This is a genomic window from Microcoleus sp. B3-A4, assembly GCF_036705385.1.
In the GTDB taxonomy this organism is placed as follows: Bacteria; Cyanobacteriota; Cyanobacteriia; order Cyanobacteriales; family Microcoleaceae; genus Microcoleus.
This window is the reverse complement of the sequence record NZ_JAUBUI010000005.1, coordinates 95,503-113,171: the sequence shown is the minus strand read 5'-3', so window position 1 is coordinate 113,171 and position 17,669 is coordinate 95,503. Positions and strand designations below refer to the sequence as shown.

Annotated in this window: 14 protein-coding genes; 7 read left to right on the top strand and 7 right to left on the bottom strand. The window is 48.5% G+C overall.

The window, feature by feature from the left end:
* Nucleotides 1–6 precede the first annotated feature (6 nt).
* The 7 genes from QUB33_RS04365 to QUB33_RS04335 all read right to left on the bottom strand — a co-directional run bounded on the left by QUB33_RS04365 (nucleotide 7) and on the right by QUB33_RS04335 (nucleotide 8,179).
* Nucleotides 7–558, bottom strand: coding sequence for an AAA family ATPase (locus tag QUB33_RS04365; protein ID WP_333347742.1), 552 nt, complete (start codon nucleotides 556–558; stop codon nucleotides 7–9).
* A gap of 65 nt (nucleotides 559–623) precedes the next feature.
* The gene (locus tag QUB33_RS04360; RefSeq protein WP_333347739.1) at nucleotides 624–2,282 is read right to left on the bottom strand and encodes an ABC transporter substrate-binding protein; all 1,659 of its coding nucleotides are present in this window, start codon (nucleotides 2,280–2,282) and stop codon (nucleotides 624–626) included.
* 615 nt (nucleotides 2,283–2,897) lie between these two features.
* Nucleotides 2,898–3,512 (bottom strand): hypothetical protein, encoded by a 615-nt coding sequence (locus tag QUB33_RS04355; RefSeq protein ID WP_333347736.1) that lies wholly within the window; start codon nucleotides 3,510–3,512, stop codon nucleotides 2,898–2,900.
* A gap of 35 nt (nucleotides 3,513–3,547) precedes the next feature.
* Nucleotides 3,548–3,700 carry a hypothetical protein gene (locus QUB33_RS04350; RefSeq protein ID WP_333347733.1) on the bottom strand — a complete coding sequence of 51 codons (153 nt, stop codon included), beginning with the start codon at nucleotides 3,698–3,700 and terminating at the stop codon, nucleotides 3,548–3,550.
* A 53-nt stretch (nucleotides 3,701–3,753) separates the two neighbouring features.
* Nucleotides 3,754–4,881 (bottom strand): type II secretion system F family protein, encoded by a 1,128-nt coding sequence (locus tag QUB33_RS04345; RefSeq protein ID WP_333347731.1) that lies wholly within the window; start codon nucleotides 4,879–4,881, stop codon nucleotides 3,754–3,756.
* A gap of 101 nt (nucleotides 4,882–4,982) precedes the next feature.
* Nucleotides 4,983–6,080 (bottom strand): type IV pilus twitching motility protein PilT, encoded by a 1,098-nt coding sequence (locus tag QUB33_RS04340; protein ID WP_333347728.1) that lies wholly within the window; start codon nucleotides 6,078–6,080, stop codon nucleotides 4,983–4,985.
* 89 nt (nucleotides 6,081–6,169) lie between these two features.
* Nucleotides 6,170–8,179: a GspE/PulE family protein gene (locus tag QUB33_RS04335; protein WP_333347724.1), complete on the bottom strand. Its 2,010-nt coding sequence runs from the start codon at nucleotides 8,177–8,179 to the stop codon at nucleotides 6,170–6,172.
* 1,293 nt (nucleotides 8,180–9,472) lie between these two features.
* On the opposite strand from QUB33_RS04335, the gene grpE reads away from it, so the two are divergent.
* The 7 genes from grpE to QUB33_RS04300 all read left to right on the top strand — a co-directional run bounded on the left by grpE (nucleotide 9,473) and on the right by QUB33_RS04300 (nucleotide 17,583).
* Nucleotides 9,473–10,267 carry a nucleotide exchange factor GrpE gene (gene grpE, locus QUB33_RS04330; protein ID WP_333347721.1) on the top strand — a complete coding sequence of 265 codons (795 nt, stop codon included), beginning with the start codon at nucleotides 9,473–9,475 and terminating at the stop codon, nucleotides 10,265–10,267.
* Between the two features lie 293 nt (nucleotides 10,268–10,560).
* Entirely contained in the window at nucleotides 10,561–12,714 is a 2,154-nt protein-coding gene (dnaK, locus tag QUB33_RS04325) for a molecular chaperone DnaK (protein WP_333347718.1), read from the top strand.
* Between the two features lie 132 nt (nucleotides 12,715–12,846).
* Nucleotides 12,847–13,977, top strand: a complete 1,131-nt coding sequence (dnaJ, locus tag QUB33_RS04320; protein ID WP_006635247.1) for a molecular chaperone DnaJ — start codon at nucleotides 12,847–12,849, stop codon at nucleotides 13,975–13,977.
* 294 nt (nucleotides 13,978–14,271) lie between these two features.
* Entirely contained in the window at nucleotides 14,272–14,562 is a 291-nt protein-coding gene (locus QUB33_RS04315) for a sulfurtransferase TusA family protein (RefSeq protein ID WP_333347714.1), read from the top strand.
* Nucleotides 14,559–15,812, top strand: coding sequence for a ribosome small subunit-dependent GTPase A (gene rsgA / locus QUB33_RS04310; RefSeq protein ID WP_333347711.1), 1,254 nt, complete (start codon nucleotides 14,559–14,561; stop codon nucleotides 15,810–15,812). The genes QUB33_RS04315 and rsgA overlap by 4 nt, the downstream gene beginning before the upstream one ends.
* Before the next feature lie 241 nt (nucleotides 15,813–16,053).
* Entirely contained in the window at nucleotides 16,054–16,839 is a 786-nt protein-coding gene (locus QUB33_RS04305; protein ID WP_333347707.1) for a MotA/TolQ/ExbB proton channel family protein, read from the top strand.
* 15 nt (nucleotides 16,840–16,854) lie between these two features.
* Nucleotides 16,855–17,583 (top strand): biopolymer transporter ExbD, encoded by a 729-nt coding sequence (locus tag QUB33_RS04300; protein ID WP_333347704.1) that lies wholly within the window; start codon nucleotides 16,855–16,857, stop codon nucleotides 17,581–17,583.
* Nucleotides 17,584–17,669 lie beyond the last annotated feature (86 nt).

The window sequence follows — 17,669 nt, the reverse complement described above, 5'->3', positions numbered from 1 at the left end:
TTGATCTCATTCACCTTGCAAATTTGCCAAAATCCGATCGACCGTTTCTTCTACCGTTAGATTGGTTGAATCCAGCCAGTAGCCAAGGCGAGGAGTTTCGGTACGGAGAATGCGATCGAAGGCATAAACCATTGTTTCGTTGGCATATCCGGTCTTCGATCTTGCTGCATCCCGTGCCGCTACAACTTCTGCCCTCGGACACAGAACGATCGCGGACAAGAGCACATCATGGAAAGTGGCAAGTACCTCAGCCAGTGCCGAACCAATGATGATGTCTTGATAAACCACCGTAAAACCAGCCTGGAGATAGTGTCGCGCTGCCATTGCTGCCAGGTGATACCGCAGTTGAAGCTGCTGATATGCCTCTGCTGACAAATTTAACGCCATTTCCGCCTGTCCGTTCACAATCATGCGACGAAAGATATCGCCGCGAAGGTGGACACTTTTGGGCAACCGTTCGGCAAGTGATTGGGCCACACTTGATTTTCCGGCAGCCATGTTCCCGGTAATCAAAATAATTTGTGGCTGATGATTTACAGGTTGCTGATTGCTCTCCATACTGTTTGTTAAGGTAAATTCATCAAAAGTATGATAACCCCGGAGAGGTGTCTCGATCTAAACTCTCAATTTTTGCTCACTTCCTCAAAAGACTCAGACCCCAAAGGACTCGGAATCCAACCTTGAATATTCTTGCGTTTCCCTAAAAGCGGCTGCGAATGTACGATCGGCAAACGCACAGCTTCCCCATGCAAAATCTCGCTAACTTCCGCATAAATTTTCGCCCTAGCTGCTTTATCCCCACTCGCCCTCCCCCGATCCAAAAGTTCCAGAACTTTCGGATTTTTCCAATTTCCCAAATCCGCCGTCGAACCCGGTCCGAAGTGAGGATAATAAAAATTGTCTGGATCGCCATAATCTCCTGTCCAACCCATCATAAAAGCTTGAAAGCCGGGAGATTTTAGCCGATCGGCTAAATAAGCAGACCAATCCTTTGTCAGCAATTTTACCCGAATCCCGATCGCGCTCAAATCCGCCGCCAAAGCCTCAGCAATCGGCTTCGGCGTGGGAAAATAGGGACGGCTAACGGGCATATACCACAAATCCAAATCAAAACCGTTTGGATAACCAGCTTTCGCTAGCATTGCTTTAGCTTGCTGCGGGTTAAATTCATAATCTTTAACTTTATCAGACGCCGCCCACTTCAGCGCCGGCGGGATAAATTGCGAATCATGTTTTCCCAGTTCTCCCCAGAAAGCTTGGACTATTGCTGGCTTGTTAATTGTTTGGGCGATCGCCCGCCTGACTTCCGGTTTTGACAAAGGTTCGTAACTCGGATTTAAGGCTAAATAACCGACATTAAAAGAAGGTCGCACAACAGCTTCTAAATTAGGATCTGCTTGAACCTCTTTCAATTGATCCGGCGTTAAATCCACCGTAAAATCAAGTTGTCCCGAACGCAACTGAGCCAGTCTCGCCGCCGGGTCGTCAACAAAACGAATTACCAATTGATTGACTTTTGGGGCGCCAGTTTTCCAATAATTCGGATTTTTCTCCAAAACAATGCGATCGCCCGATCGCCATTCCTGAAACACAAAAGGCCCCGTACCCACCGCCAGCGACCCCGGAGTGCCATACTTAGCACCCGCTTTTTTCACCGCCGCCGGACTCGCCATCCCGAAATAACCCGACCCAATCGCCGACGGAAAAGCAGCAAAAGGTTTATTTAAAACAAATTTAATTGTAGATTTATCGACAACTGCCACATTTTTTACTAAAGAATCTTTTTCTCCCTTAAACCCGCCAAAAAAGTTTTTCCAAATCGGATAATTCTTGCCCGCTTCTCGAAAACCGTTAGGATTTTTGGCATCCCACCAGCGCTCTACATTAAACTTAACAGCTTCCGCATCAAAATCCGTGCCGTCGTGAAACTTTACCCCGGAACGCAACTTAAAAGTCCAAGTTTTACCATCTTTAGAACTTGACCATTCAGTAGCCAGACTCGGTTCAAGTTCCACAGTTCCCGGCTTGAAATCAGTCAAGCGATTGTAAATTTGGTCGATAACAACCACCGAATTGCCATCAGTAATATTTCCCGGTTCCAGATTGACCGGCGGCCCGCCCGCACCGTAAACTAAAGCCCCAGCCGGAACCGCAGCAGGAGTTGTCGGAGTTGGAGAATTATTGCTAACCGTGTTTGAGGGCGTGTCGCAATTTGATAAAATTACAGCCATCCCAAAAACTAGACTTAATAAAACTAAACGCCAGGATTTTAACAATCTCATTTAAATAGCTCCGGTTTAATAAAAAATTGTACTCATATAAATTTATAATTGGCTCATTCTCCCCCCTCTCCCGCCTCTGCGTTCTCTGCGGTTCATTTAATAAATTCTATATTAAAATACAATAAAATGAACACACCAAATAAAATGTGATGATGATATCATAATCGATGGAAAAATCTCAACTTACACCTTTACATTAGGCTACGCAACCAGCAGGAAAGCCAACGTTTGTTGCCAAGCTATAGGGGTCATTCCATTGTAGATTGTAGATTTTAGATTTACTCCACAGATGAATTTGGGAGCTTGAACAAAAGTCTAAAATTTTAATCTCTCCACCACGTCGGGGGCTTGTCTCCGTTTTTGGGCGGGTCACAAATGACAAAGCGATCGATTAATTCGATTCTTTCAAATGTGATCTACCTGTGGAGCATAACCATTCCTTTTCACACCCCAAATATCTTTGAATATCTGCATATAACAACCCGATTCGGGATTCGCAAACATCAATATTTCTCTCTTTTCTCTTTGTCTGCGCCAAGAGCGCCCTCTACGGTTCGTTGAAAAAAATCTACTTTACATCAAGCAATAGGATGGCTATATGCGATCGCACCCACCCTACAAATCCAAACTCTCTTCACCAATACTTCCCAGTTCCCCGCTACCGAGAAACTCTTCCTCCTCTACTTCCTCAATCTCAGAGTCGAAACTTTCCACCACAAACGGCAAACCAGCAGCCATCAAACCCCGTTGAATCAGTTCCGGCGTTTCGTCAAACAAAACAAATAGCGGATGAACAGCCTCAGCTTCATCGCTGTAAATATGGCTGTAGCGGTACGGCATCACCCATTCGTAACCTTTATCCAGCCAAACCTGAGACTGTCGCCAGCGGCCGAGCAACTCAGAAAACTCTTCGCCCGGACGATGAATGAAAATCAAAATTTCCACTCCAATTTTAACTTTCCATTCAGGATCGCACATCAAAATGGCTAAATCGCAGGGCAAACAAACTGCCTGTCCGGGCGATATGCTAGTACCGCTGCTTCCGGCATAGGAAACCCCGTCCCGCAAGCGGGCAATTGGCAAAGGAATTGTGATTAAACTATCATGGGCGCGGCGGATACTCGGAATCATTTCCATGTAAACCCGATATTTTTTCAGCAGGGCGATCGCGGCGGAAGATTCGCTGTACTCTGCTAGTAAAGCCTCGTAATGTGATTGTTTAACAGACATTTTCAAACAAAAGAATAAGTAATTACTAATTGTTGCTAATTCCTGAGCGATCGCTTCTCGTTACCAGGAAGACCCTGGTAATTAAGATTTGGAGGCTGAGCCTCCAAATTATTTTCTCCTTTTAATCGAGGCTGTGCCTCCTCCAAAGGCATTCCCAGGCTGAGCCTGGGAACGAGTAAAATAGTCATTGGTCAGGCGTTAATTGCTACTAACTAATAACTAATAACTAATTAACCCTTTTTTACAGCTTCTGGAACACTGCGAACATCGGCAGATACATCGACAGCAAAATCGAACCCACGATACCACCGACGACCACAATCATCAGAGGTTCTAGCATACTGGTAAGTCCTTTTACTGCTTCTTCAACTTCCGTTTCGTAGAAAGCGCCAACTTTCATCAGCATCTTGTCAAGTTCCCCTGTCTCCTCGCCAATTGCCATCATTTGAATGGCCAAAGAGGGAAAAACAGCTTGTTCTTGCAAAGCAATACTGATCATGCCGCCGCTTTGAATTTCCTGTCTCGCATATTCGATCGCATTAGATATCGCCTGATTCCCCGCCACATCTCGCACAATTTCCAAAGAATTAAGAATCGGCACGCCCGATCGCGTCAGCGACCCAAATATCACGCAAAACCGAGCCACAGCAGATTTTTCAATCAAATCTCCAAAAATCGGCAATTTCATCGCAATTCTATCAATTTGTAGGCGACCTATTGGAGTTTTGTAGTACAGATCGAACGCAATTTTGAGCGCTATAATTACCCCAATAACTGTTATCTGTTGGATCGGAGGCCAAGCCGTACAAAATGCACTAATTGCCAACATAAACACCGTAAAAGCTGGCAAATCTGCACCAATATCCTTAAAGATTTTAGCGAAAGTTGGCAGCAAGAATATAGTCATTGCGAAAAAAATCACGATCGCAATAAAGAACACAGTCTTCGGATAAGACATTGCCGAATTAATTTCAGCCTCTGTCTTGTGATTTTTTTCCATCATCACCGCTAGACGGTCTAGAGTTTCATCTAGCACGCCCCCGACTTCTCCCGCCGCCACCATACTGATAAACAGTTGGTCAAAAACATCAGGAAACTTAGCCATCGCCTCTGCCAAGTTTATCCCCTCCTGCACGTCAGCATTCATGCTCCTGAGCGCTCGCTTCAGCTTAGCATTAGAACACTGCTCGTGCAGCACGGAAAGGCATCTAACGATCGCCACCCCTGCATTAAACATAGCCGCAAACTGACGAGCAAAAATAGCCATATCCTTAACAGTAAGACTGGTAAGGTTATACTCAATTTGCTCCTGAATCTTACTGAAATCAAAGCCACCTTTCGGTTTTTCGCGAATAACGTTGGTAGCCACAGCTCACCTCTGAAAATTTATTAAAAGTTATGACTCATCAGTCATTAGTCATCAGTCATTAATTCAGTCGGCAGACTCCTGACTAATGGCTGCTGACGGAATTAATGAGCTTTTACCGGGCCGCCACCAACAGGTGCAGGGCCGATCAAGCGTTCGAGTTCGTCAGCCTTAGAAGCCTTGGCCATTGCCGATTCCCAAGTGACTTTACCGCTCTTGTAAAGTTCAGCGAGGGCCATTTCCATCGTCCTCATACCCAATTTTGCCCCCATTTGGATTTGGGAGTAAATCATGGGAGTTTTGCCCTCCCGGATCAAGTTAGCCATAGCTGGAGTATTTACCATGATTTCCATAGCGCAGCAGCGGCCGCCCCCAACCTTTATTACCAAATTTTGGCTGCAAATTCCCACCAAAGAGTTAGATACTTGGGCGCGAACTTGGGGTTGTTGAATGGGTGGGAACACGTCCAAAATCCGATCGATCGTTGCAGCCGCCGAATTAGTGTGCAGCGTTCCCATCACCATGTGACCCGTTTCTGCCGCCGAAATTGCCAGACCGATCGTTTCTAAGTCCCGCATTTCCCCCACCAGAATCACATCAGGATCTTCGCGCAAAGCAGCTTTCAGCGCATTAGCAAAGCTCTTAGTATCTTCCCCCTTTTGGCGCTGGTGAAACAAACTCTTGATATTAGGAAACACATATTCGATCGGATCTTCAACTGTTAGAATATGTTCCGCCCGCGTCCGGTTGACCAGATCCAACAACGCCGCCATCGTAGTAGTTTTCCCGGAACCCGTTTGTCCCGTTACCAACAGCATACCCCTGGGTCTTTCCGTCAGATCCCGCAAAATCTGCGGCACGCCTAAAGCATCTGCGTTAGGAATCTTAGAAGCCAGAGCCCGCATACAAGCAGCCCAAGCACCCCGCTCCCGGTAGACATTGACGCGGAACCGAGCCAATCCCCGAACGCCGTAAGCGCAGTCGAGTTCCCACTCCATTTCCAACTGCTTGCGCTGCATATTGTTGAGCATTTGGAAAATTAGGATCTGCACTTCCTCAGCAGACAGAATGTCGCCGTATTGCGTCTGAGGAGTTAGTTTACCGCTGACTCGGAAGAATATAGGCGCGCCCGCTTGGATGTGTATGTCCGAACCCCCTTGCTCTACCAGGGACTCCAGTACGTCTTCAATCATCAGACCCATAGATACCTCTCCTCGATCGAATTGATAGTTATTGACCAATCTAGCTCAGTTAACAGTCAACAGTTAATAGTCAACAGTTAACTGCTGAATCAATCCACAAAGCGTGGCGTCAAGCAGTACGGACAATCCAGCATCTCCGGCTTCAATTCCGCCCGACAACTTTTGCAGGTAAGTCCCTGCTTGCGTTTGGCTTTCAGTTCAGCCTCCAGGCCCGAGTCAGTAAACGTCACCCGCTCGACTTCTTCAAAAGTAGTCGCGCCTTCCCGCACTAACTGCAAGCTGTAAGCCAACAACGTTTTCATCCCTTCTTCTACTGCTGCTTCCTTAATTTGCTCTGTGGGAGCTCCTTGAGTGATCAGAGTTTGAAGCCGCTCAGTATTTTTCAGGAACTCGTAAACCCCTACCCGTCCTTTGTAGCCTAGGCCGGCGCACTTGGTACAAAGTTGCTCGCGTTCTGCCAGTTCCTTCCTTTCCTCCACCGGTACAGTGTTGGCTTTGTAAACAGTTAGATCAATTTCTTGAGAAGCCGACAGACCGTACTTGCCGAGTTCTGCGGCAGTAGGCTGGTAAGGAATGCAGCATTTGTCGCAAACGCGCCGCATCAGACGCTGAGCCAACACGCCCAACAGAGCGGCCGAAACCATGAACGGTTCTACGCCCATTTCGGCCAAACGCGCGACTGCCCCGGCCGCGTCGTTGGTGTGCAGCGTCGTCAGGACCAAGTGTCCCGTCAAAGCAGCTTCCAGAGCCGTTTTTGCCGTTTCCTTGTCCCGCGTTTCCCCCACCAGCATCACGTCAGGGTCTTGCCGCAAAAATGCCCGCAGAATGTTGGAAAAAGTCAAGTCTTTTTCCCGAATTACTTGACATTGAGTAATTCCTGGCAAAGCATATTCGATCGGGTCTTCCGCCGTACTGATATTAACCCCCGGATCGTTCCGTTCCGCCAGAATCGAGTAGAGAGTAGTTGACTTGCCCGAACCCGTCGGCCCCGTCACCAAAATCAGTCCGAACGGACGGCTAGCACTCTCTCGCACTAAAGCCAGAGTTTCCTGGTCGGAGATTAACAAACCTAAGCCCAACTGAGTGCTGGAACTGTCCAAAATCCGCAGCACGATTTTTTCCCCGTACCGCGAAGGCAAGCTGTTCACCCGGAAATCGACCGTGCGTCCCTCAAATACCCGGCGGATGCGGCCGTCTTGAGCTTGTCGGCGTTCGGCAATATCTAGGTTGGCAATAATCTTGAAACGAGCGGTAATCGATGCGACTACCTGCTTGGGAAACCGGAAATACTCTTGCAGCACCCCGTCTTTCCGCATCCGAATCCGCATGAACTCTTCTTGAGGTTCTACGTGGATGTCAGACACCTTTTCCGACAGAGCTTTAGCCAAAATGATATTGACCGCCTTAATTACCGGAGCGGCCTCAGCATCGTCCAAGGTGTTAGCTAGGTCTTCTTGGTCGGCACTCTCCTCTTCTAGCGAGAGTTCGCCAAAATCTCCCTCCCCTAAATCCATCTTTCTCTGCTTTTCGGCTGCTGCCATTTTGGCTGCTACCTTAACTTGGTCCTCTTGATAGGCAGAAGTTATGTCCTGGTAGTCGTCTGGCGTAATCACCCGTCGCTGCAAAGCCAAGCCGTGAGGCTGTAAAATCCGCCGCAAATCTTCTATAGCGTTGAGGTTGTCGGGATCTACCATTGCCACTAAAACCGCCGCCGGCTCAGTTTCAGTCTTCGCTACGGGTAAAAACCGACCTTGGTGACAAATGTCGATCGAAATCTTCAATGCGTCGAGCATAACTCCGAGTTGCTCGTTAGACATTTCGCTCATCTCCGGGTCAAATGCTTCAACCCCGTAGACTATCTTCCGTTCAAACATCTGCTGCTTCTTGTAAAGTCGCAGCAATTCTGGGGGTAACGGCTGCCCGGTAAGTGCTTCTAATACCTCCGTCAAACGCTTGCCCGACTTCTGGCTTTCAATTTGAGCTTGCTTTACTTGCTCGCCGTTGACATAACCCGACAGAATCATCTTGGTGAGAGCCGGAGGAAATTGGCTCACAGAAACTATGGATGTGGAGGAGCGAAGCGGGGATGTGCTAGTCATAAAAAACACTCAATAGGTGGGAAACTCAGTCACAAAGAGTGCTGAGAGGAAAACCAAGGCGGGGTTTTAACCCCCATATTCTTTGCTTGTGGATCAGCTATCATTTTCTTGCTCAATCCCTATCTCTCAAGTGTAAGCTCGCAGTCCCCTCTAAGCTTCGTCCACAAATTGACGAGATGTTGGAGGGATTTGCCGGTGCTTGCAATCAAATCTTGTTCGTTGAGTGCTAAGTTGCTTACTTACCTGATTAACTTGCGGGATACTCTCGTTATAGCGTCAGGGCAGATCACTTCGGGATTCCCCCTACCGGGAGATAACAGTGTGGGGCGGGGTGTGTCCCCTTCCCACGCTGTTATATTTTCCCAAATTGTTTGGTCAAATTACAGCGCCCGTGGTGGCGCGGTTAGCTCTACTCAATTAAAGATGAGCTATGTTCTGTGATGATAGCTTTTACGAAAGCTTCTACCGCCCTTTTGAAACATATTTTGATTAATTATCTGCGATCGGTCACTGCCCGATCGTCCGCTGCATGAGCCCCCAGGGCAAATTTTGAGCAACTCTAGTTTTCGCTCACTAAATATTACTTTAATTCTACCCTGGTGTCCGAACCTTTGTGACGTAAGGTTGAGGGTTCACAAATCTTGGGAAGAGGCAAATTAGATATCAACCGTATTTACAGATGAGCACCTCAGCGAGACCAACTAATCTCTCTCATTTGGCTGGCAAAAATCCGAGACTTCAAGCGACTTCGGCGGTATTGAATCCGGAAAACCACAGCCCCAATTCGCATCAAGATTAACAACCTAGTATCTGAGTTACACAAGCACACAGCTAACTACTTAGTCACTCAATACAAATTCCTTTTTCTCCCAACTTGGGAAACTCAGCAAATGGTAAAAAATGCCAGCCTCACCTTGCGATCAAAACAGCATGACCGATGATAAATCTAAGTCACTATCGTTTTAAGTAAACCTTGAAAAATTAAGGCTCCTAGGTGGGAAATCTTGTAGTAGAGTTAACAGCAAAATATACTTATAAAAATTGTTGTAAATGCGATCGGGTTAATTAAAAATGAGGAACCAACAAACGTTGGGTTGCCGCCCTTGCTGCCATATTATACGTAAATCTCTAAACGGGCATTTGAATATTTTATGGAAAGCTTTGGGCAATGTCTCCAGAGCTGGCGATTTGTCCTATTTTCAGATTGTGCCATACACAGTCAATTCGAGTCCTCTAGATTTACCCGGTTAACTGTATCTGCTAGAATTGATAGGGTTCTGTCGCGCAGCTTTTATGATTGACGAGGAAAAACAGCAAGATCAAGATCCTAGCTCAACTGGGGAAACCACCCCAGAGGGTTCGCCAATGGCAAGCGAAAATCCGGCGGCATCAGGAAACTCGAACGGAGCGGCCGATTGGGAGCTCGAACTTGCTCGAGCTTATCAAAGTGCTCAGGGCGATCGCACCCCAGCCAACGCATCGGGGCCTACCGTCACAGGCAGTTCAACCAACAGTCCGACTGCAGACGCGGCGGAGCCTTGGAAGAAGGAACTGGCGCAGGTAACCGAGGAAAAAGACGCTTTAAAAACTCAGTTGCAAGCCGCATCCGCTCAACTAGAAGAACTGAAAAATCAAAATCTCCGCCTAGCAGCAGATTTTGAAAACTTCCGCAGGCGTACCCAAAAGGAAAAAGAAGAGCTAGATTTACAGGCAAGGTGTCTCACGATCAAACCCCTGTTGCCGGTAATTGACAATTTCGAGCGCGCTCGATCGCACATCAAGCCGCAAACCGATGGCGAAATGAACATTCACAAAAGCTACCAAAGCGTTTACAAGCAAATGGTAGACGGCCTCAAGCAAATCGGGGTTTCTCCGATGCGCCCCGAAGGCGAACAGTTTGACCCCAACCTCCACGAAGCTCTACTGAGCGAGCCAACTGACGAACACGAGGAAGGAACAATTATCCAAGAACTAGAACGCGGCTACATTCTGGGCGATCGCGTCTTGCGGCACGCCAAAGTGAAAGTTGCAGCGGCTGGGCTATCTGTGGTAGCCTCAGATGAAAATCCCGATAGTTCAGAAGGTTAATCGGGATACAAGCTACTGCATTCCTCAAAGTCACTGACCCCCGAATAGAATTCGGGGGTTCCAAGGTGGCAGACTCACCAGCTTCTTAATTAAAGATGACTAAAAGCAGGTCAGCGCTTGATCCAAAAATTCTGAAAAATGTTTTTACCAGTCTTTGATATTGCTTGAGGACATCAAGTTTATTTCCTACAAATCTAGTCTGGGAATGCTTGTTTAAACAAGCTGAGTCGTTTTTCATCTCCCAACCTGTAGTTGGAGATTTCCAAACATCCCACAAAGTTTTATGAGGCGCTATGGGAAAAATTATTGGAATTGACTTAGGCACGACTAACAGTTGCGTAGCTGTGTTAGAGGGCGGTAAACCGGTCGTGATCGCCAATTCCGAGGGCGGGCGCACAACTCCGAGTATAGTAGGATTTGGCAAGGCGGGCGATCGCTTAGTAGGTCAATTGGCCAAGCGGCAAGCTGTAACTAATGCTGTAAATACTGTCTACAGTATCAAACGATTTATCGGACGGCGGTGGGACGACACGGAAGAAGAACGAGCCCGAACTCCCTATACCTGCATAAAAGGCAAAGACGATACCGTTAACGTCCAAATTCGGAACAAGGTTCACACTCCCCAAGAAATCTCGGCAATGGTACTCCAAAAGCTCAAGCAAGATGCTGAAGCTTATTTGGGACAAACTGTTACCCAAGCCGTGATTACAGTGCCCGCCTACTTCACAGACGCCCAACGGCAAGCTACTAAAGACGCCGGTACGATCGCGGGCCTAGAAGTCCTGCGGATCGTCAACGAACCGACGGCGGCAGCCCTTTCCTACGGGCTGGACAAGCAAAATATAGAACAGAAAATCTTGGTCTTTGACCTGGGCGGCGGTACTTTCGACGTTTCGATCCTGCAACTGGGAGACGGAATTTTTGAAGTCAACGCTACCTCCGGTAACAACCATCTCGGAGGAGATGACTTTGACGACTGCATAGTCCAGTGGCTGGTAGAAGCTTTCCGCACTCAAGAAGGCAGTGACCTTTCACAAGACAAAATGGCCTTGCAGCGCCTCCGAGAAGCTGCGGAAAAAGCAAAAATCGAACTCTCCAACCGCGAATCCACCTCAATCAATTTGCCCTTCATCTCCTCTGACGAGAAAGGGCCGAAGCATTTGGAAATGGAACTCTCCAAAGCTCAGTTTGAAAAACTGGTGGCTCATTTGGTGCAAGCGACGATCGATCCGGTGACTCAAGCCCTCAAAGACGCAAGTTTGACCCCCAAAGACATAGACAGGATTATTTTAGTGGGAGGCTCAACCCGGATTCCGGCAGTTCAAAAGGCAATTAGCAAGTATTTTGGGGGCGTTTCTCCCGATAAATCCGTCAATCCCGACGAAGCTGTAGCGGTAGGCGCAGCAATTCAAGCCGGGGTGTTGGGTGGTGAAGTCAAAGACTTGCTGCTGCTAGATGTGACGCCGCTCTCCCTGGGACTCGAAACCTTGGGCGGGGTATTTACCAAAGTAATAGAGCGCAATACAACTATTCCCACCAGCCGATCGCAAATGTACAGCACGGCGGCAGACGGGCAAACCTCGGTAGAAATTCACGTCCTCCAAGGCGAGCGGGCATTGGTTAAAGACAATAAAAGTCTCGGCAAGTTCCTGCTCAAAGGCATTCCCCCAGCCCCCCGCGGCGTACCTCAAATTGAAGTTACCTTTGAAATCGATGCCAACGGGATTCTCAAAGTGGCTGCTGAAGACAAGGGAACCGGAAAAGAACAAAGCATCCAAATTTCCAATACAGGGGGATTGAGCGAAACCGAAGTCGAGCGGATGCGACAAGAAGCCGAACTTTACGCCGACGAGGACATCAAGCGCGCTCTACTCGTAGAACTCAAAAATCAAGCTGACTCCCTCGTCTATAATTGTGGTGTAACTTTAAAAACCAACGCGCAACTGCTGAGCGACGAGCTCAAGGCCGAAGCGGAAACAGCCGCAGCAGCCTTGCGGGCAGCGATGACTAACCCCGACATCACAGTCGAGGAACTCACCCCCGCAATCGAATCTTTCAAGCAACTGCTATACTCGCTGGGGACAGCAGTCTACGACCAAGCCCGCAGCGGGGTAGCCCCGTCAGGAGCTGTTGTTGAAAGCGAGATGATGTCAGAAGTAGAATCATCAGAACCAGAAGAGGTGAAAGCGGACGACGACAGTATTTTGCTGGAAGAAGAGCTGCTGGTGGCGCCCCAAGCTCCGCCGGAACCAAAGCCGGAACCAAAGCCGGAACCAAAGCCGGAACCAAGGCCGGAAGCAAAGCCGGAATCAAAGGCGGAATCAAAGCCGGAGCGACAGTCAAAACGACAGTCAAATCCACAGTCAAGTCCACAGTCAAATCCACAGTCAAAACAAAAACAGAAGGTTCCCGAACCAGAAGTTGATGATATGAATCCTTTCCTTTAAAACTGAAAAGTTAAAAATTAAAAGTTAAAAATTAACAATGAGAATTTTTGATTTTTAATCGGTAATTTCAGGAAAGGTCGCCCGTTTCTTTTTCGTACACTTTTTGTTATTTACCTCCAGGCAAGCAGCTCTATGGCCGGTGATTACTATGAAATATTAGGCGTTTCTCGCAGCGCAGACAAAGAAGAAATTAAGCGTGCTTACCGCCGCCTAGCTCGCAAGTACCATCCAGATGTCAACAAAGAACCCGGTGCCGAGGAGCGGTTTAAAGAAATTAACCGCGCCTACGAGGTACTCTCAGAACCAGAAACCCGCGCCCGTTTCGACCGGTTCGGCGAAGCAGGGGTCAGCGGTGCAGGCGCACCTGGGTTCCAAGACTTTGGTGACAGCTTTGCCGATATTTTTGAAAGCTTCTTTCAGGGCTTTCAGGGAGGCGTAGGTGGCCAACAACAGCAAGGTCGCAGGCGCAGCGGGCCGGTGCGCGGAGACGATTTGCGCCTTGATTTGCGGCTGGATTTTCGGGAAGCAGTGTTTGGTGGGGAAAAAGAACTCCGCATCAAGCATCTAGAAACCTGCGAAACTTGCACCGGGACTGGCGCGAAACCGGGAACCAGACCCCAAACTTGCTCGACTTGTACCGGCAGTGGTCAAGTCCGACGCGCTACCCGCACTCCTTTCGGCAGCTTTACTCAAGTTTCAGTTTGTCCCACCTGCAACGGCACCGGGCAAGTGATTGAGGATAAGTGCGAAACTTGCGGGGGCCGGGGTCAGAAAGAAGTGATGAAAAAGCTGAAAATCACAATTCCGGCTGGGGTTGACAACGGTACTCGCTTGCGCGTTTCCAATGAAGGGGATGCCGGCAAACTGGGCGGGCCGCCCGGGGATCTTTACGTGTTTTTGGCCGTAAATGAAGACCCGCTATTTAAGCGCGAGGGTACTAACGTTAGCTCGGAAGTTAAGATTAGTTATTTGCAAGCAATTTTAGGGTGCCGGTTGGAAGTGGAAACCGTAGACGGGCCGACGGAATTGTTGATTCCTAGCGGAACTCAGGCGAATACTGTTCTGACTTTGGAGAAAAAAGGGGTGCCTCGGTTGGGAAATCCAGTCAGTCGCGGCGATCATTTGATTACGGTGTCTATTGACATTCCGACTAAGGTGACGGCTGAAGAACGGGAATTGCTGATGCAGCTTGCTAAGCTGAAGGGCGATCGTACCGGTAAAGGCGGCTTGGAAGGGTTTCTGGGTAATTTGTTTCAGAAATAAGCAATTTTTGACACCAATTGGTGTCAAATTTTCCTGTTTGAGGATTCCCCGGGAATTTGTTTTAGTATCTGTCAAAAAATTGTGTGCAACAATTGCTCACAAAAATCTCAGGTGGGACGCTTCCTAAGCATTCGGTTTCAGCAGCGCTCAAAAAAGTGAGCGCAATTGCGCTCACTTTTTTCAGAAAGAAAAATAGTCTGTGTCCAATTGGACACAAAATTTTAGATTCTCCAGTGTCCATGCAACTTATTTAAAAAACTAAGGCTTTCAGGATTAGAGATTGCAAAAAGCATTATGAATTCAACATCGAAAATTGAAACTCCCAAATCCCCAGATGCCAAAATCGATCTGCGGGGTACCCCGTGTCCTTTGAATTTTGTTCGCACTAAACTGCGCTTGGAGCAAATGGCACCGGGTGCTGTTTTGGAAGTGTGGCTGGATGCTGGGGAGCCGATCGAACAAGTGCCCGATAGTCTCAAAATGGAAGGCTACCACATTCTGGAAACGCAATTTGTCGCGGATGAACCGGAGTCGGGCTTTTTTTCCATGAAAGTGCAGCGCCCAGAAGACAAGGAAGCAGGATGAGCCTGAATTCGTCCTCGACGATCGTCGGTACTGTAATTGCTGTTCAGGCTAACTTCTACCAAGTGAGGTTAGATCCCGAAGTCTCAATTGAGGGGGAAAATGCTCCCCTCGCTGATTCTCCGACTCTCCTGTGCACTCGTCGCACTAGACTCAAAAAAATTGGTCAACAGGTGATGGTGGGCGATCGCGTGGTGGTAGACGAACCCGACTGGACTGACCGCCGGGGTGCAATTTCTGAAGTATTCCCGCGCCAAACAGAACTCAACCGCCCGCCTGTAGCTAATGCCGATCGCATTCTCCTTGTTTTTGCCCTTGCTGAACCAGACTTAGATCCCGCATCATTAACTCGGTTTTTAGTCAAGGCCGAATCTACAGGTTTAGAAGTGAGTTTGTGTCTGAACAAATGCGATTTGGTCACGCCCTATGAGTTGGAACAGTGGCGCGATCGACTTTCAGGCTGGGGGTACGAACCAATGTTTATTAGCGTCCGCAGCGGTGCCGGAGTTCAGGAAGCCCCCGTTAACGATCCAAATGAAGTTTTTGCATCGGAGCCGCCTTTCCATGACTTAGTGGAGAAAATAGAGCCATCTAGGCTGAGTTATGAGAATAACCCCCAAGTCCCAAATTCGGTCAAGCCGTTACATCCGTTAAACCCCGTACATAGCCCGTTGCCGAACTTGCTTCTAGACCACCTGCAAGGAAAAATAACGGTAATTTGTGGCCCTTCTGGGGTTGGCAAGTCCAGCTTGATCAACCAACTGATTCCGGCGCTGAACCTACGAGTGAACGCTGTTTCCGGCAAACTCGGCCGCGGGCGCCATACGACTCGCCACGTCGAACTATTTGAACTCCCCGGCGGCGGACTTTTAGCCGATACTCCGGGCTTCAATCAGCCGGCTCTCGAATGCGATCCATCAGAGCTAGCGGAATATTTCCCAGAAGCGCGCCAGAGGCTGGCTTTGGGTAGCTGCCAGTTTAGCGACTGTTCGCACCGAGACGAGCCTAACTGTGTAGTGCGGGGCGGTTGGGAGCGCTATGAGTATTACTTGCAGTTTCTCGAAGAGGCGATCGTCCGCCAACAAGCTCTGCAAAACTCCAGCAGCGCCGAATCGAGTTTGAAGCAGCAAACCAAGTCTGATGGTACGCAGCATTACGAACCGAAGCTGCAAACTAAAAAATATCGCCGCTCTTCCCGCCGCCTTCAACACCAGTCACTCCAAGATATGTGTCAAGATTTAGACGAGTTGTGAGGAAGTCCCCGCCCATCGCCCGCAGGCACTAGAAAACAGTACCAAGACTTACCCAGAAACCCGGTTTCCTCGACGAAAATACTTCGTTGCACCCCGATGCCCATTTCCCAAAACCGGCTTTTTTTAGTCGCGAGTGGGTAAGTCCTGAGTACATTAATAGCTAAAATTAAATGGCCTTAGATTTGTTAAAAAAAGTAGAACAGAAGCAAAAGTTAGCGGGTACTGCAGGAGCAAAAATATTGTGAATATTCAAGAACTGTTTGAAAAAGGCGGCCCCGCCATGTGGCCCCTGTTGCTGTTATCGATTTTATCTTTGAGTACAATTATCGAGCGCTTGTGGTTTTGGGCAAGCCTCCTGAGCAAAGAAAAGCAGATAGTTAACCGCATTCTGGAAGCGGCTCGCAGCGATTGGGGAGCGGCTAGCGAGATGGCCAGACAAGCTAACCGACAGCCGATCGGGCGGTTTCTATCTGCACCTCTGCGCCTGTACAATCCTGAACCAGATTTATTTCGACTCGCACTCGAAGCCGCAGCCGATGAAGAGTTGGCTTCGATGCGGCGCGGCGACAAAATCTTAGAAGCTACGATCGCTCTGGCACCTTTGCTGGGCTTGCTGGGAACAGTTTTGGGCTTGATTAACTCGCTCAGTTCTATCCGTCTGGGCGACATCGGCACGTCGGCAACTACTGGCGTAACTTTGGGGATTAGCGAGGCGCTGATCACCACTGCTACTGGGATGGTAGTAGCAATTTTTAGCTTGGCGTTTTATCGGATATTCCAAGCTTTTTTGTTCAACCAGGCAAAAATATTTCGCAAAGCTGGAAATGAACTGGAATTGCTTTACAGGCAATACTGGCCGGCAGCTAATGCTAAGGGTCGAACACCAGGTGCAGAATACAGCAATTCTTCTTTTGGTGCAGATGGTTTGAACAGGCGTTCTCTCAATTCTCAAGAATCGGCAGAACGGAACCGGGAGCCGAAATTGAAAGGTTCCGATCCGGCTGAAGATTCCCCTTCTAATAATTAAAACTCCTGAGAACTGATGAAGATTAATCTAGATACTCCTGCTGAAGAGGCTCGGATTGAACTGGTGCCTTTAATTGACGTGATATTTTGCATTCTGACGTTTTTTCTGCTGGCTGCTTTGCAACTGACTCGCCAGCAAGCAATTAATGTCGATTTGCCTAAGGCGAAGACCGGACAAGTACAGATGCGAGAGATGCTGATTGTCAGCATTGACGACTTTGGGCAAACTTATCTGGATCAATTGCCTGTTAATTACCAACAGCTCGATCGAGTTTTAAAGAGTTTCCAAAGCCAAAATCCTACGGGGTTGATGGTGCTGTACGCTCCTCAAAATGCGAGATATGCCAAAGTTGTCGAGGTTTTAGACAAATTGAGAGAGGTAGGGGGCGATCGAGTTGCCCTGGCAACTCTTCCTAGTTCGGCTTCCTCCCCATTGCCCAATCCCTCGGTTCCCAATTCTGGCATTCCTACGACACCTGCGATCGGCAATTCCGGTCAACCTCTGCCGTCTCCTGTGCCTCCGGGGCAGCAACAGTTCAACCCCAATCAGTTCCAATCCCCTCTCCCGGCTCCGGGGCAGCAGCAGCTCAATCCCAATCAGTTTCAATCTCCTCTCCCCGCTCCACAGCAGCCTAGCAACTTTGGGGCAAATCAGGGCATTCCTCCTGTTTCCCCTGCACCCGCTGCTCCCAATTTCAGACCCGGAGCGGCGACTCCACCCCAGGATGGCGGGCCCTCGAATTAGTTAGAAGGAAGAAGGGAGAAGGGAGAAGGAAGAAGGGAGAACAGAGAAATAAAAATGCTCCGACTCCCCTCATCTTCCACTCTCCA